Annotated in this window: 13 protein-coding genes; 9 read left to right on the top strand and 4 right to left on the bottom strand. The window is 66.9% G+C overall.

The features are described 5' to 3' along the window. Window positions 1-120 precede the first annotated feature (120 nt). Window positions 121-327 carry a hypothetical protein gene (locus AC1DQR_RS39150; protein ID WP_416050832.1) on the top strand — a complete coding sequence of 69 codons (207 nt, stop codon included), beginning with the start codon at window positions 121-123 and terminating at the stop codon, window positions 325-327. A 272-nt stretch (window positions 328-599) separates the two neighbouring features. Here AC1DQR_RS39150 and AC1DQR_RS39155 read toward each other — a convergent pair whose 3' ends face one another. Then, window positions 600-3053: a hypothetical protein gene (locus AC1DQR_RS39155; RefSeq protein WP_477135032.1), complete on the bottom strand. Its 2454-nt coding sequence runs from the start codon at window positions 3051-3053 to the stop codon at window positions 600-602. A 456-nt stretch (window positions 3054-3509) separates the two neighbouring features. Then, window positions 3510-4157, bottom strand: a complete 648-nt coding sequence (locus tag AC1DQR_RS39160) for a phosphatase PAP2 family protein (protein WP_416050834.1) — start codon at window positions 4155-4157, stop codon at window positions 3510-3512. A gap of 261 nt (window positions 4158-4418) precedes the next feature. On the opposite strand from AC1DQR_RS39160, the gene galU reads away from it, so the two are divergent. Continuing rightward, window positions 4419-5444, top strand: a complete 1026-nt coding sequence (gene galU, locus AC1DQR_RS39165; protein WP_416050835.1) for a UTP--glucose-1-phosphate uridylyltransferase GalU — start codon at window positions 4419-4421, stop codon at window positions 5442-5444. 57 nt (window positions 5445-5501) lie between these two features. Here the strand turns inward: galU and AC1DQR_RS39170 are convergent, their stop codons facing one another. Further along, entirely contained in the window at window positions 5502-5954 is a 453-nt protein-coding gene (locus AC1DQR_RS39170) for a GDP-mannose mannosyl hydrolase (RefSeq protein WP_416050836.1), read from the bottom strand. Window positions 5955-6453: 499 nt separating this feature from the next. Between AC1DQR_RS39170 and AC1DQR_RS39175 the strand changes: the two genes are divergently transcribed. From AC1DQR_RS39175 to AC1DQR_RS39190, 4 genes are all read left to right on the top strand, one after another. Further along, window positions 6454-6645 (top strand): hypothetical protein, encoded by a 192-nt coding sequence (locus AC1DQR_RS39175; RefSeq protein ID WP_416050837.1) that lies wholly within the window; start codon window positions 6454-6456, stop codon window positions 6643-6645. Between the two features lie 441 nt (window positions 6646-7086). After that, on the top strand, window positions 7087-7998 hold the full coding sequence (locus AC1DQR_RS39180) for a LysR family transcriptional regulator (RefSeq protein ID WP_477135033.1): 912 nt from the start codon (window positions 7087-7089) through the stop codon (window positions 7996-7998). Between the two features lie 221 nt (window positions 7999-8219). Further along, window positions 8220-8834 carry a glutathione S-transferase family protein gene (locus AC1DQR_RS39185; RefSeq protein ID WP_477135034.1) on the top strand — a complete coding sequence of 205 codons (615 nt, stop codon included), beginning with the start codon at window positions 8220-8222 and terminating at the stop codon, window positions 8832-8834. Between the two features lie 56 nt (window positions 8835-8890). Continuing rightward, window positions 8891-11026, top strand: coding sequence for a 2Fe-2S iron-sulfur cluster-binding protein (locus tag AC1DQR_RS39190; RefSeq protein WP_477135035.1), 2136 nt, complete (start codon window positions 8891-8893; stop codon window positions 11024-11026). A 46-nt stretch (window positions 11027-11072) separates the two neighbouring features. Here AC1DQR_RS39190 and AC1DQR_RS39195 read toward each other — a convergent pair whose 3' ends face one another. Further along, window positions 11073-11975, bottom strand: coding sequence for a LysR family transcriptional regulator (locus AC1DQR_RS39195; RefSeq protein WP_416050841.1), 903 nt, complete (start codon window positions 11973-11975; stop codon window positions 11073-11075). A 144-nt stretch (window positions 11976-12119) separates the two neighbouring features. Between AC1DQR_RS39195 and AC1DQR_RS39200 the strand changes: the two genes are divergently transcribed. The 3 genes from AC1DQR_RS39200 to AC1DQR_RS39210 are packed head-to-tail and all read left to right on the top strand — an operon-like array spanning window position 12120 to window position 14880. Then, complete coding sequence (locus AC1DQR_RS39200; RefSeq protein ID WP_416050842.1) at window positions 12120-13115, top strand: hydroxyacid dehydrogenase; 996 nt, start codon at window positions 12120-12122, stop codon at window positions 13113-13115. A gap of 41 nt (window positions 13116-13156) precedes the next feature. Continuing rightward, complete coding sequence (locus AC1DQR_RS39205) at window positions 13157-13855, top strand: RraA family protein (protein WP_416050843.1); 699 nt, start codon at window positions 13157-13159, stop codon at window positions 13853-13855. 50 nt (window positions 13856-13905) lie between these two features. Continuing rightward, the gene (locus AC1DQR_RS39210) at window positions 13906-14880 is read left to right on the top strand and encodes a Bug family tripartite tricarboxylate transporter substrate binding protein (protein ID WP_416050844.1); all 975 of its coding nucleotides are present in this window, start codon (window positions 13906-13908) and stop codon (window positions 14878-14880) included. The last annotated feature ends 524 nt before the right edge of the window (window positions 14881-15404 follow it).

Genomic DNA, 15404 nt, shown 5'->3' on the forward strand with positions numbered 1-15404 from the left:
GCGGCGCACCATGCAACCACGTCTATTCGAAGTCCGGGGCGGCGAAACGCTGTGAGCGTTGTGCTCTGGCCCGATTCGGAAAACATGCTAATGGGTGAGTACGGATAGGATCAATCGGACGTGTCCTATTTTCTGAAGAAATTTAAAAATATTTCTGTGGTGGATCACCGTGTAGTGGCAATGCCAATATTCGGAAATTTCCTATTCTTCGATGGTCCGCGCCGGGCAGCAGCAGGAAGTACGCCTGGCGTGCTCCACCGCAGGCGTGCCGCTGTTCAACCGGATCGTTGCCGCAAGCACTGGAAATCGTTTGAATCCGTTGTGTGATGCAGCGCCACGACAAGCGATCGCATAGGGCCTGCAGTGCCGTCCCGATTGCCTCGGACGGCGGCGAAATCTGTCGTGTTTGTGGTGTGATTGGAGCCGGCGTGCAGCCGGAATGCAGCCGGTCAAGACCGGCTGAACAAGACCGCCCCATGAACGTGGAGCAGATAACGGTGCAGATCAGCCGTCGTTCAATGGCATGGTCTTGTTAGCAGGCATCAGTGATTGCGGCTTCAGCCAGCGCCTCGGAAAAATCCGAATACCGGCATGGTCTCCTACCTCCTCACATACCCCTCCGGCGCCGTCACATTCCCCTGCGCCACGGAAGCATTGGTGGATATCACATAAACCGGCGTCTCCGTCAGAGCCAGTGCAACCTGTCCATTCGCGTAGGCCACGGACGCGGCATTCCCCATCATGTCGACCACCGTCACCTGCCCGCTGGACCCGGGCGCATCCACCTGCAGGCTATAGGCAACGTTATACGTCGCGCTGAACCCCGTATCCGCGCTCCAGTTGGCATTGTTGTGCGCCCACAATGCCGTCACCACGCTGCCATTGTTGAGCCGCTGGAATGCATAGCCATAGACGCCGAACGGCAGCCCATTGAGCGGCCCCAGCGTATTGGTGCCGTCGATCAGCCGGGTCATCGCCGCGACTGCCAGCGCGGCGGGCTTCGGGCTGATCTTGGCGGGGCCGTAGGTGCCTTGCGGGTTGACCAGGTCGAAGAACAAGCCGTAGCCGGCAGCGTCGGTGGGGATGTCCGTGGCGTAGAACATATAAGTCACGTCCGCGCCCTCTCCTAGCAGTATCAGGTGCGTGCGGGCAACCACCGCGCCATGTGCGTACAGGACGTTCTGCGTCGGGTAGTTCGGGCCATAAGCGGCGCCAAGGTCGTAGCTGATGCCAGTCTCGGTGACGAACAGCCGCGCGCCGCGCTTGAGCAGGGTCGCGACGGCATGGCGCAACTCACGCATGGCGGCCGGCAGCGCGTTGGCGGCGTTGGAGGGATCGCTGTTGCCGACCAGGCGCTCCGGCGGATGCGATGGCGAAGTGCCTACGTCGTAGTAGCCGTGCGCCGTCACGCCGTCGAGATACTGGGCAAAACCCAGTGGCGCCAGCCGGTTCAGCCAGACGGTGTTCTCGCGCACCATGGCGTTGGTGGTGCCCATGATCACCGCGCTCGGGTCGGTGCTGTGGACGCCCTGGAAGGTGGCCTTGTACATCGCGGTGAAGTTGGCATCGGTATCCAGCCACGGCAGGCCGCCGTTATAGTCGGGTTCCCAGGTGACCTGATAGTAGTTGGCCGATTGCGCGGGGAAATACCGGGTCCGCACCGTGTTCGACTCTTGCCCAACCCGGGTCATGTAGTCCTGGTAGGCGGGCAAGGATTTCGGCGCGTAGCTGTGGGTGGCCACGCCGGTGGGACTCGCCCAGGCGGGAATGCCGTCGAGCTGAATCAGCCGCATCAGGTCGCCAGGCTTGAAGTACGAGGCGAGGTGGTCCACCGCGGGATTGAACGTATTAGGGCCGTTGGGTTCTTCCACGTACCAGTTGCGGTTGTCGTTGGCCCACGACAGGCCCAGCGCCGGATAGAGCGGACGATAGCCGTCGCCATCGCAGCAGCCTTGCCCGGGCAGCAGGTAGGCCGCGCCTTGCCCGCCGAAGCGGTGCAGGTCCTGGCTGGCGTAGCTGACCGCTGGAAGCACCGAAGAAACGTCGGGCAGTACACCGAACGTCGCAATGCCGCTGGGCCGGGTGCCGCGTGCGAGCAGCGAGCCTGCGCCGGAGGCCAGGCTTGCCGATCCGGCAAAGTAGCCTGACAGCGTGGACGTGCAGTTCAGCGTCGACACGATCGCACCGGCGGCAACCGGGAACTGGCCGCTGGCGCGCACCTTGTTCCAGGTGTCGGAGATCTGCCAGTTCACCGTGTCCGCGCTGCCGGCGCGGGTGGTCACGCTCACCTGGAAAGTACTGCCCGAGGCGAACATCCGCGTGCCGTCGCCGCCCGGGGTATCCATCTCGATGGCATTGCCGCCGCCCGCGGCGGCAATGCTGCCGGCAGGCGCGGTGCAACTGAGCGTGCCGCTGCCCGTCGGCGCCACTGGCGTGGTCGGGGTGGTGGGTGTCGTGGGCGTGGTGGGCGTGGTGGTGCCGGTGTCCTCATACGAACACGTCTTGCCGAAGCCGGGCGCGGGGTCGCCGAACACGCCGTTGTTGCAGGCCACGCCATTGGTGAAGGTCAGGGTGACGTATTGCGTAGCGGTCCCATAGCGGACCTGGCGTGTGCCGGTAAAGCTGCAGAAGCCGTTTTCCGAGCTGCAGGCAACCCAGGTGCTGGTGGCGGGGGGCGTCGTCGAGCCGCTCGTGCCGGAGTCGTACCAGCAACTCTTGGCAAACCCGGACGCGGGGTCCCCGAACACGCCGTTGTCGCAACCGGTGCCGCCGGTGAAGGTCTTGATCACGTACTGCGTATCGGTGCCGTACTTGACCTGGTGGGTACCGGTGAAGGCGCAGGTCTGGTATTCCGAGGCGCACAGCGTCCAGGTGACATCCGCTGGCTGCAGGGTTGCCGCGGGGGTTGCGCTGGTGGCGTCGCCGCTGCGGTCACCGCCGCAACCCGCGATCGCAAACAACAGCAGCAACAGGATGCCGGCGCGCTGCAAGGCAACGCGTATCCAAGGGCTCCCCGCAGCCGGGGCCGGGTTCGGGCTGGTAAGCGTCGACATGGCTTCCCCATCGTTTGGCCTGCGTCGGGTCAACGCGGGCGCAACATTAACGCAGTAACGCAGTAACGCAGGGACCCCGTAGGCCCCCCGAATGAATGGAAAACTGGCGGGCGCTGGACGCGCCTTGCTCGTGCAGCCTCTGGCCGAGGCGTTTTATTCGCGATGCCCCTGGCGCGGCCAGCCAGGGCAAGGCCGCAACGCAAGGCATGTGAGACGCGCGGCCTGCAAGACCTGCCGCGGCGGGGTTGAGTGAGCCCTCCGGCGCAGCTGGCAGGGTCCGGGCCGAACGAAGCCTGGCGCACCATTGTGGTGAGCGCGCCGGATAGAAGTTTACCCGCACGCCCCTGGCTATGGCCGCCAGGATCTAGTGCTTATCGGACGAAGCCAGAGCCGCAGGCATGGCCGGTGCGCGGCGTGCGCATGGCGCGCCGGGAACAGGCGGCGGCACCGGCGGCACTAGTAGCAAATCACCGGAGCGTAATACGGCGAGTAGTGCCAGATGATCTGCTGGAATGGCGCATGGCGTCCGTAAGCCACCGTACAGAGCCCAAGCAGGGCAACGCCGGCGATCAGGCATTTGCCCAGCCGCTTCGGCGCGCCCTGGCAGGCACGCAGCACCCAGAACGCGACGGCGCCGCCCAGAAGCCATCCGGCGATGACCTCGGCCGGTGTATGCGCGCCCAGGCGCACGCGGCTAAAGCAGATCAAGGCGGCCAGCATCAAGCCGAGCACGAAGCCGCCTTGGCGCCACGAGGCCCGGAAGCTGCGCAGCAGCAAGCCGAGGAACACGGACCACACCGCCGACGAGAGCATCGCATGGCCGCTGATCACGCGCATGTCGAAGCGCTCCAGCACCGTGCCGCAGCCGGTGTGCAGCAGCTTGCTGGCCAGCACCAGCGCCGCGGCCGCCGCCAGGCACAGGGCCCAGCGCAGCGCCACCCGCCAGCCGGTGCTTTGCAGCAGCCACAGGCCGGCGGTCAGCGCCAGCGGCAGCGTCACCGCGGCATCGCCGAGATCTGTGATCCGGTACCAGTTCATCGTGTTTCCATCTGCTTGCGTTGGCGTGCGGGCGAGCGCGCCGCCGAACTCGCCATCGATCTCCATCGATGGCGCTGCCGGCTTCCCTGTGGGCGCCTTCCCCTTCCTATTGGCCACAATGTATGCCCCCCGCGCGAGGCCAGGGCGGCGCGATGCATGCGCTGTCGGAATACAGCGAACTGTTGGCAGATGGCGCGCGCTGCGCAGCGATACGCTGGCTTCGCCACGGCTGGCTCCGGACCATGCCATGCGGCAGGAGCCGCACGCGCCGAGGCAACCGACCGGCAAGACGCCAAGCCTTTCAAACCAGACGACGGGGGTAGTTTCATGCTCAAGATCAGGAAAGCCGTATTCCCGGTGGCCGGCCTCGGCACGCGATTTCTGCCGGCCACCAAGGCCAGCCCGAAAGAGATGTTGCCGGTGGTCGACAAGCCGCTGATCCAGTACGCCGTGGAAGAAGCGATGGCCGCGGGCATTACCGAGCTGATCTTTGTGACGGGGCGCAGCAAGCGCGCCATCGAGGATCATTTCGACAAGTCCTACGAGGTCGAGGCCGAACTGATGGCGCGCGGCAAGCAGCAATTGCTGGACCTGGTGCGCAGCATCAAGCCGGCCCACGTCGATTGCTTCTATGTGCGGCAGGCAGAGCCCCTGGGACTGGGCCACGCGGTGCGCTGCGCCAGCAAGCTGATCGGGGACGAGCCCTTCGCCGTGATACTGGCCGACGACCTGCTCGACGCGCGCACGCCCGTGCTCAAGCAGATGATCGAGGTGTTCGACCACTATCACAGCTCCGTCATCGGCGTGGAGGAGATCCAGCCGCAGGATTCACGCTCCTATGGCGTGATCGACGGCAAGCCTTGGGACGACCGCATCTTCAAGATGTCCGGCATCGTGGAGAAGCCCGCGCCGGAAGTGGCACCGTCCAACCTTGGGGTGGTGGGGCGTTACGTGCTGATGCCCAGCATCTTCGAATTCCTCAACGCGCTCAAGCCGGGCGCCGGCGGCGAGTTGCAGCTCACGGATGCCATCCAGGCGCTGCTGGCGCGCGAGCAGGCGCTTGCCTACCGCTATGAGGGACGCCGCTTCGATTGCGGCAGCAAGCTGGGCTACCTGAAGGCCACCGTGGAGTTCGCGCTGCGCCATGCTGAAGTCAGCGCACCGTTCGCGCAGTACCTGCGCACCGAATGCGCCATCGTCGCGCAAGCCCTGGCCCACGGCAGCGACCGGCCAACGCAAGCGGCAATCGCGACGCCCGGGCTGCAAACCGATGTGCAAACCGAAGCACAAATCGAAGCACAGGCCGAAGCGGAAACCGAGAGCGATGCGCGCTTGATTCCGCTGGCCGCCTGACCCTGGCCCACGCCATCCCGGCGCGAAGCACCGGGGCCGTCTTGCAGCCGGCCCCGGTCAGCGGAAATATGCCCTTGTGTTCTCGTGCACCTCGCCATGCGCCAGCAGCTCGGCCGGCGTCATCCAGCAATACTCGCTGTGCTGGTCAGGTTGCCCGAGCGGCGCGGCGCCGGGCATGGTCCACGCATAGGCAAGCACCACGTAGTGCGTGGAGATGCCGGGCTCTGCGGCGAAGTTGTCCGGATAGTGATGTTCGAACACGCCGCGCGGCGCGGCATCGCCGCGCTCGACCCCGGTGAGGCCGAGCTCGTCCGCCACGATGCGCCGGAACGCGGCGTCCAGGCCCTCGTCCTTGCGGATGCGCCCGCCCGGCACGAACCACGACCCTTGCGCCGGCCGGTTACGGCGCCGGCCAAGCAGCACCCGGCCTTGCACATCGGTGACGAGCAGGTCGATCGAGACCAGCGGGGTGTTGGCAACCACGGAGAGGAAATCCGATTTGGCAAGCATGGCGCGCGCGACTCCAAAATCGAAAGACTACCATCTGCCTGAACCTGCCTGAACCTGCCTGCTTGAGCTCGCTACGATCCGCTTCATCCCGCAGCAAGCGTGCTGCCCCGAAAAAAGAACAGCGCCGGCATGCATGCCGCGTGGAGGTCCGGGAACAGATCGTTCCGCCTTGGGGCTGGACCGAAACCCGTCGACACGACCCTGCCGGCGCAGAAAGACGCCTCGCCCACCGGGGGATAGGCGAGGCGCAAAGCACGGGCAAGTGGGTCAGACCTGTCCGCGACGTATGGAGCCTACCCGCGGCGAGGTGATTCGAAGGTGGGCTAGCGCACCAGGCGTTGCGCCCGGCGAACTAATGGCGGATGGCGACTGCCTGGCACACCAGGTGCAGGCAATGCCTTAAAATTCTCCCGCCGCTGCCGTTATTTCACTGGCGGCCAACTGTCACTGGCCGCACGCCAGACTGCGCCACCGCGCGCGACGATGCCCAGGAATTCCTATGCAATACGACCCGATACAGCTCGCCCAGCTCGGCTGCATCCTTATGGCAGTGCTTTGCGCGGCACTTGCAATCCGGCACAACCGCAAGCGGACCCGTGTCGACCATCGCATCTCCGAACTGGAGCGCCAGCTCCGCGAACGCGCACCAGCGCGCCACGAGGCTGCGGGCGAAGCGCGCATCTTCGGGTAACACGGTGTGCGTCGTGAAGCACGCCCGGCGGGATGCGTGCCCCACGATGCACACCGCGGCGCAAATGAGCGCGAGAACAGCGAGGGAAAATAGGGGCTTTTCCTCATACGATGCCCCAACGCTAGTACGTATCATCCGTCGCGTGACAAGTTGCAGCGCATAAGTTATTAAATCCGAAAGCTGGGCCACAAGCGGCTTTGCCGCCTGGAACGACTTGCTTGCCGGTCTTCGCAGCGTGACTCCAGCATTGCCCACACAGGCCATAGAGCCAATGGGGCAGGAGCAACGTGGTGTGGATGTCGCGGGGTGTAAAAAGCCATTCTTCGGAATGGCTTTTTTTATGGGCCGGCGCGTCGATGTGCCGCCCCCCGCACGGCGTCGTACCGGTCCTTATATACTCCGCCACATCATCAAGCGCCCGCACGGGCCGGGAGAACGGGCGTGGATCGACTGCAGGCCATGAAGACCTTCGTCACCGTGGTGGAGACAGGCGGCTTCACCGCCGCCGCGCGCAAGCTGGATATCTCGCTATCGGTGGTCAGCCGCATCGTCAACGAGCTGGAAACGCACCTGGGCGTGCGCCTGCTGACCCGTACCACGCGGCTGGTCCGCATGACCGACACCGGCGCGGCTTACTTCGAGAACTGCCGCCGCCTGCTGAGCGAGATCGACGAAGCCGAACTGGCGGCGACGGGCGCGCATGCGGCGCCGCGCGGCCAGCTTGCCATCACGGCTTCGGTGCTGTTTGGCGCCGCCTACGTGATGCCGATCGTCACCGAATACCTGAACCGCTACCCGGAGGTCGACGCGACCTGCCTGTTCCTGGACCGGATCGTGAACCTGGTCGATGAAGGCATCGACGTGGGCGTCCGCATCGGGTCGCTGCCGGATTCGTCGCTGCAAGCCGTGCGCGTGGGCCAGGTGCGGCGCGTGGTGTGCGCGGCGCCGTCCTACCTGGCCAGCCACGGCGCGCCGCAAACCCCGGACGACCTCGCCGGCCATGCGACCATCCTGCCCAGTGGCGCCAGCAACACGGCGGAGTGGCGCTTCAACCGCGACGGCACGCCCGTGGTCACCCGGCTGCAGCCGCGCCTGACCACCACCACCAATGACTCCGCAATTGCCGCCGCCGTGTCCGGCTTTGGCGTCGTGCGGTTGCTGTCGTACCAGGTGGCCAGGCAACTGCGCGACGGCTCGCTGCGCATCGTGCTGGCCGACGTGGAGCCGCCGCCCCTGCCCATCAACGTGATCCACCGGGAAGGCCGCCATGCCACGCGCAAGGTCCGCGCCTTCCTGGACCTCGCCATCGAAACGCTGCGCGCGGACAGCACGCTGAACGCACCGGCAAGCTGACGGGGGGCGCCAGGCGCCCGGATTCTTCGTGAAACAAGAATAGTGCCTTCTCGCCGGGGCCGTTTTTCGTGCTTCGGGACGCACCTATGATCCATCCACGCACACGGACCGGACACGGCGCAGGCGGGCCTTCTCCCAAGCCCCCCTTCAAGAACCCTTCGGACCCTGTGCCAGCTGCCACCGGGCGGCGCCATTCACCCAACACGCCGAGGATCACCGCCATGCAAGTCTACTGCCACCCCCTCTCCGGACACTCGCACCGCGTCCGCCTGTTCCTGTCGCTGATCGGCGCCCATGCCGAAGCGATCGAGGTCGACCTGGCCAACGGCGCGCACAAGGCCCCCGAATTCCTCAAGCTCAATCCGTTCGGCCAGGTGCCCGTGCTGGTGGACAACGACACCGTGATCACCGACTCCAACGCCATCCTGGTGTACCTGGCCAAAAGGTTCGGCAAGACGGACTGGCTACCCGAATCGCCCGCTGGTGCCGCCGCGGTACAGAAATGGCTGTCGGTCGCCGCCGGCGAGATCGCCTACGGCCCGGCCGCCGCGCGCCTCGTCACCGTGTTCGGCGCCCCCTACAACGCCAAGGAAGTGATTGCCCGCGCGCACGTCATCCTCAAGCGCGTTGACGACGTGTTGGCCAAGGGCGCGTGGCTGGCCGCCGGCCACCCCACGCTGGCCGATGTGGCGCTGTACAGCTACATCGCCCGGGCGCCCGAGGGCTTTGTCGATCTGTCGGACTACGCCAACGTCAGGGCCTGGCTGCAGCGCATCGAAGCCCTGCCGGGCTTTGTGGCGTTCAAGCAGACGCCGGCCGGCCTCGCCGCCGCCTGATCAGCACGCCGGTATTAGCCTGGCCACCGATCGCCGCACAGGAAGGAGCAACCGCCATGTCCGCCCAAGCCCATTCATCCACGCAAGCGACCCATGTTCCCGCGCAGCCCTGGCACGCCGGCGAGCGTAGCCTGCAGGCTCGCGCAGGCGTTGCCGGGCACATGGAGGACGTCGGGCAGCGCGTGGTGCGCGACTACATGCCCGACCAGCACCGCGAGTTCTTCGCGCAACTGCCAATGGTGGTGCTGGGCGCGGTCGCGCCGGATGGCCGGGTGTGGGCAACGCTGCGTGCCGGGAAGCCGGGCTTCCTGAACTCGCCGGACGCCACCACGCTGAATATCGCCATGGCCCGCGAGCCCGCCGACCCGGCGGACGCCGGCATGGAAGAAGGCAGCGCCATCGGCCTGCTGGGCATCGACCTGCTGACCCGCCGGCGCAACCGCATGAATGGCACGGCCCGACGTGCCACTGGTGCCGCCGCTGGTGCCGCCGGTGGCAGCGACGGCGTGCTGCGGATCGACGTGGGGCAGAGCTTCGGCAACTGCCCGCAGTACATCCAGAAGCGCGTGTTCGAATTCACGCGCGCGCCAGGCACGCCCGCCCCGGCGGCGGCGCAGCACTTCAGCGCGCTGGATGCGCGCGCGCGCGCACTGATTGGCTCCGCTGACACGTTCTTTGTTGCGTCCTACGTGGACCTCGAAAAGGGAGAGCGCCAGGTGGATGTGTCGCATCGCGGCGGCAAGCCCGGCTTTGTCCGGATCGATGCGGACGGCGGCCTGACCATTCCCGACTTTGCCGGCAACCTGTTTTTCAACACGCTAGGCAACTTCGTGGTCAACCCCATCGCCAGCCTCGTCTTTGCCGACTTCAGCACCGGCGAGCTGCTCCAGCTCTCCGGCAAGGCCGAGGTCATCCTGGACTCGCCCGAGATCGCCGCCTTCCAGGGCGCGGAACGCCTGTGGCGCTTCCTGCCCGAACAGATCGTGCGCCGCGACGAAGCACTGCCGCTGCGCTGGCAGCCGCAAACCGATGGCGCATCGCCGAACTCGCTGATGACCGGCAGCTGGGACGAAGCGGCCAGCCGCCAGCGCGCCGCGGCGCTGGCCAACGCGTGGCGGCCCTTGCGCGTCGCGCGCATCGTCGACGAAAGCAGCGTGATCCGGTCCTTCCACCTGGAACCCACTGACGGCGTCGGCCGCGTGGCRCATCTGGCAGGCCAGTTCCTGCCGATTCGCGTCACGCTGGCGGGCCATGCGCAGCCGGTGATGCGCACCTACACCCTGTCGGTGTCGGCGGCGGACGATGTGTATCGCATCAGCGTGAAGCGCGACGGCACCGTGTCGCGCCACCTGCACGACAACGTCAAGGTCGGCGACCTGATCGAAGCCCGCGCGCCGACCGGCCACTTCACCATCGACACCGCCGAGCGCAGGCCCGCCGTGCTGCTGGCCGCAGGCATCGGCGTCACGCCGATGCTGGCCATGCTCCGCCAGATCGTCTATGAAGGCCTGCGCAAGCGCCGGGTCCGCCCGACGTGGTTCTTCCACTCGGCGCGCACGGTGGCCGAGCGCGCATTCAGCAAGGAGCTTGCGACGCTCACCGAGAGCGCCGGCGGCGCAGTGGAACTGGTGCGCCTGCTGAGCGACCCGAAGGACGCCACCCGGGTCAAGGACTACGACGTGTCCGGGCGCATCGACATCGACCTGCTGCGCGCGCGCCTGCCCCTCGACGACTACGACTTCTACCTGTGCGGGCCAACCGCGTTCATGCAATCGCTCTACGATGGCCTGCGCGCGCTCAACATCGCCGATTCACGCATTCATGCGGAAGCCTTTGGCGCATCGTCGCTGATGCGCGACCGCGACGCCGGCCGCCCGGCCGCGCCCACGGCCAGGCCCGCGCTGCAGCCCGTGCCAGTCACCTTCGTGCAATCGGCCAAGGAAGCCCGCTGGACGCCCGGCGGCGGCTCGCTGCTGGATCTGGCCGAGCAGCGCGGCCTGGCGCCGGCCTTCGGTTGCCGCGGCGGCAGCTGCGGCTCTTGCAGCACGCGTGTGCTGCAGGGCGCGGTGGCCTACGCCAAAGCGCCGGAGTTCGACGTGGCGCAAGGCGAAGCGCTGATCTGCTGCGCGGTGCCAGCGGCAGTGGATGCCGACGGAAACCAAGTCGTCGTGCCCCTGCAGCTGGATCTTTGAGCCGGTTTGCCAGAAGAACGCGAACGCCGGCGGCGGGGCAAGCCAGCTAATCCACCTTGTTGAACAAACTGCTCCCATGATCGTGCAGCAGGGCGATCAGCCGGCCGGCCGCCGGCGATAGCGCCACATCCTTGCGATAGGTCACGCCAAAATTGCGCACCAGCGTGGTCGCCGCCAGCGGCACCTCCTCCAGTTGCCCGCCGCTTGCGCGCAAGGTGCGCCGCGAGACAAAGGTCAGTAGTTCGGTGTCGGCGACCACGCGCGGGATCAACGGGATGGAGTTGGTCTCGATCTGCGCCACGGGCCGGGGCAGGTCGCGCGATTCGAAGGCGTGGTCCAGCCAGGTCCGGCTGGCCACCGCGCGGTTGGGCAGCGCCCACTGATAGCCGGCGAGCTTGTCCAGCGTGACACGCCGGGTCTTGAGGATCGGATGGCCCGCCACCGCGGCCACCACCACGGTGTCCTTGAGCAGCGTCTCGCAGTGAAACTCCTCTTCCTCCTCGGGCACAAAGCCCAGCACCAGGTCAAGCCGCCCCTCCCGCAACTCGTCGCGCAACTCGTAGTTGTTGCGGATGGTGAGCTGCAGCATCACGTTGGCGGCTTGCCCGAGCAGCATGCTGCAGATCCGCGGCAGCAGGTATTCCGCACCGAGCGGCCCGCTGCCCAGGCGCACGGTGCCGACCACGCCGCGCGCGATGGCGCCCACCTCGTCGCGCAGCAGGTCGGCCTCCTGCAGCAGCGACGTGGCACGCGCACGCAGGGCGATGCCGGCCGTGCTGAGCTTTTGCCCTCTGCCCTCGCGCTCGAACAACTCGGCGCCAAGCGACGCCTCCAGCCTGTCGATGGCCTTGGTGAGCGTGGGCTGGCTGCGATGCACCAGCTCGGCCGCGCGGCGGAAGTTGCCCGCGCTAGCCACGGCAAGGAAGTACTTAAGATCGCGAAGGTCCATGGGAGCGTGCTGCCGGGGCAGCCTTGACTGATTACTTTTTTTGAACAGATCCCAAAAATTATAAGCTGGACGGAAACTATTGAGCGAGCAAGAATTCGGCATCGCACCGGGCCTTTGCCCAACGCCTTGATCAGCCTGAGCGCCATGCCAACTACCGTACTTGTCACCGCCCCTCGCCTGGCCCCGGCCGGCGTCCGCCTGCTGGAAGCAGCGGGCGCGCGGATTCTCTACCTTGCCGATGCGAACGGCGCCAACGACGCTGGCGAGGTGGCCCGCATCCTCGCTGCCGAGCCCGTCGACGCCGTCATCTCGCGCACGGCCGCACTGAGCGGCGCCGCCATCGCGGCATGCCCCACACTGAGGGTCATCTCCAAGCACGGCGTGGGCGTCAGCAATATCGATGTGCAAGCCGCCACCGCGCGCGGCATTCCCGTCTATGTCACGCCCGGCGCCAACGCCCAGTCGGTCGCCGAGCTCACGCTTGGCCTGATGTTCGCTGCGGCGCGGCGCGTGACGTGGATGGACCGGGAGCTCCATGCCGGCCGGTGGTCGCGCGCGCAGGATGGCATCGAGCTGCATGGCCGCACGCTGGGGCTGGTTGGTTTCGGGCAGGTCGCCCAACGCGTGGCCACCGTGTGCCTGGCGCTCGGCATGCCGGTGGTGGCGTTCGACCCGGCGCTGGCCGGACGCGCCAGCCCTGTCGCAGGCGTGGCGCTCGCCGATTCCCTCGACGCGCTGCTTGCGGCCAGCGATGTGCTGAGCCTGCATGTGCCCCTGAACCAGCACACCCGCAACATGCTGGCCGCGCCGCAGTTCGCGCGGATGCGGCGCGGCGCCATCCTGATCAACACCGCGCGCGGCGAGGTGGTGGACGAGGCCGCGCTGGTAGCCGCGCTGCAAGGCGGGCAGCTCTACGCAGCCGGGTTGGACACCATGGCCGTCGAGCCACTGCCCGCGCACAGCCCGCTGGCCGCGCTGGACAACGTGGTGCTCACGCCCCATGTGGGTGGCTCCACGCCTGCGGCGCTGGCCGCGATGGCAAGCGATGCCGCGCGCAACGTGCTCGGCTTCCTGCAAGGCAAGCCGCCCGCCGCCACCGCCTGTGTCAATCCGCAGGTGCTGGCCGCCCTCGGTGCGTAACACCGCGCCCCACACAACCGCAAGACACCAGGAACACTGACATGAGCAACGAAGCCACCAAGGCATGGCCCGCGGGCTACCGGATCAACCCTTGCGCCGCCGGCCCCGCGCCAGACATCGTCGCGGCCTTCCGGGAGATGCCGGTTGCCGCCATTGGGGATGCCATGAGCCGCAACATCGGCACCATCGGCCTGCGCCCGTATCACAGCCGCCCCGACACCGTGCTATGCGGGCCGGCCGTGACGGTGCGCGTGCGCCCGGGCGACAACCTGATGATTCACAAGGCGCTGATGATGGTCCGCCCTGGCGATGTGCTGGTGATCGACGGCGGTGGCGACATCACGCAGGCACTGGTTGGCGGCCTGATGCGCACCACGTGCGTGGCCAAGCAACTCGGCGGGCTGGTGATCGATGGCGCCGTGCGCGACGTGCTGGAGTGGGCCGAAGACGGCATGCCCATCTTCGCGCGCGGCCACACCCACCGCGGCCCGAGCAAGGACGGCCCCGGCGAGGTCAACGTGCCGGTGTCATGCGCCGGCATGGCCGTGATGCCAGGCGACCTGATCGTGGGCGACGCGGACGGCGTGATCGCGGTGCCGGCAGCCGAAGCTGCCGACATCCTGCAGCGCACCCGTGCCCACCTGCTGAAGGAAGCAAAGATCCGCGCCGACAACGCCGCCGGCACATCGGACCCCGAGCGCTTCGATGCCGCGCTGCGTGCCAAGGGACTGCCGGTCTGAATCCGGCGGGGCGCGCCCGCAGGGATACCTAGAAAAACAGGAGACAAGACATGCAACGACGCCATTTCCTCCAGGCCAGCGCCGCCATGACGCTAATCGCCACCGGCATTGCCCGCGCGCAAGGCCCGTGGCCACAAAAGCCGATCCGCCTCGTCGTGCCCTTCCCGCCGGGCGGAGGCACCGACACCACCTCGCGCCTGATCGCCGAGAAGCTGACCCTGAGCGACCAGTGGACGCTGGTAATCGACAACAAGCCCGGCGCGGGCGGCAACATCGGCCTGGACGCGGTAGCCAAGTCCGCGCCGGACGGCTACACCATCGGCATGGGCCAGGCCGCCAACCTGGCGATCAACCCCGCGCTGTACCCGAAGATGCCGTTCGATCCGTTGAAGGATTTCACGCCCGTTGCCGGCGTGGCGGAACAGCCCGTGGTGCTGGTGGTGCGCCAGGATTCTCCGCTGCGCACGCTGGCCGACTTCATCAAGGCAGCCAAGGCGCGCAACGGCGACATGGGCATCGCGCAGGCCGGCAACGGCACCGTGGGCCACCTGGCCGGCGAGATGCTGGCGCGGCGCGCGCTCGTGCGGGTGCTGCAAGTGCCGTACAAAGGCGCCGGCCCGGCCATGACCGACCTGCTCGGCGGGCAGGTGGACGCCTACTTTGGCAACGCCGTCTCCGTCATGCCGCAGCTATCCGCCGGCAAGATCCGCGCGCTGGCGGTGACCTCGGCCAAGCGCCTTTCCTCGCTGCCATCCGTGCCAACGGTGGCCGAGCAAGGATTCGCCGGTTTCGAAGCCGCCACCTGGCTGGGCCTGGTCGGCCCCGCCGGCCTGCCGGCCGACATCACCGCACGCCTCAGCGCGGCGACCATCAAGGTGCTGGCGCGCCCGGACGTGCAGCAAAAGCTGGCACAGGAAGGCAGCGTGCCCACGCCCCAGACCTCGCCGCAATTTGCCGCCCACATCCGCGCCGAACACGCCAAATGGGGCGCGCTGATCCGCGAGACGCAGATCAAGCTGAGCTGACAAGCGAAGTCGGGCAAGCCGTGTTATCCGCCCCCAGGCGGGTCACACCCAAGCCTGCTGGTATGTGAGTTGCCTCATTCCTGCAATCGCCCGCCCTCTCCCCCGGCCCCTCCCACAAGTGGGAGAGGGGAGAAAAACGACGAGAGAGTTAGCGCATCAGTTCGGTATAGCCGTGATTCCCGCCCGTCAGGCGGGAATCACCCAAGCGCGATGCGAAGCGAGCCGTGGAGGTGTGCCAAGGCCGTATGGGGCGCCTCGGGATTTCACCAAAAGAGCGGAGAAGAGGGACCCATGTCTGAGTATCGCCTTAAGGCGATGCGAGTTTGGGTCCCGGCCGCTCTTTTCGYCGAAKCCCGAGGRGGKWGTCGCCCCATCCGGTGTACGAATCAACCACATGGGTAACAAACGAGTTCACTCACATGGGTAACACTTTGATTGTCAGGTAGTGCTGCTTCGCCTGGCGTTCATCAATCAATCCTATGGCAATGGGGCCGAAGTGCACACGCCATATCCCATCGGCAACT

Source organism: Cupriavidus sp. 05L411 (assembly GCF_056398045.1).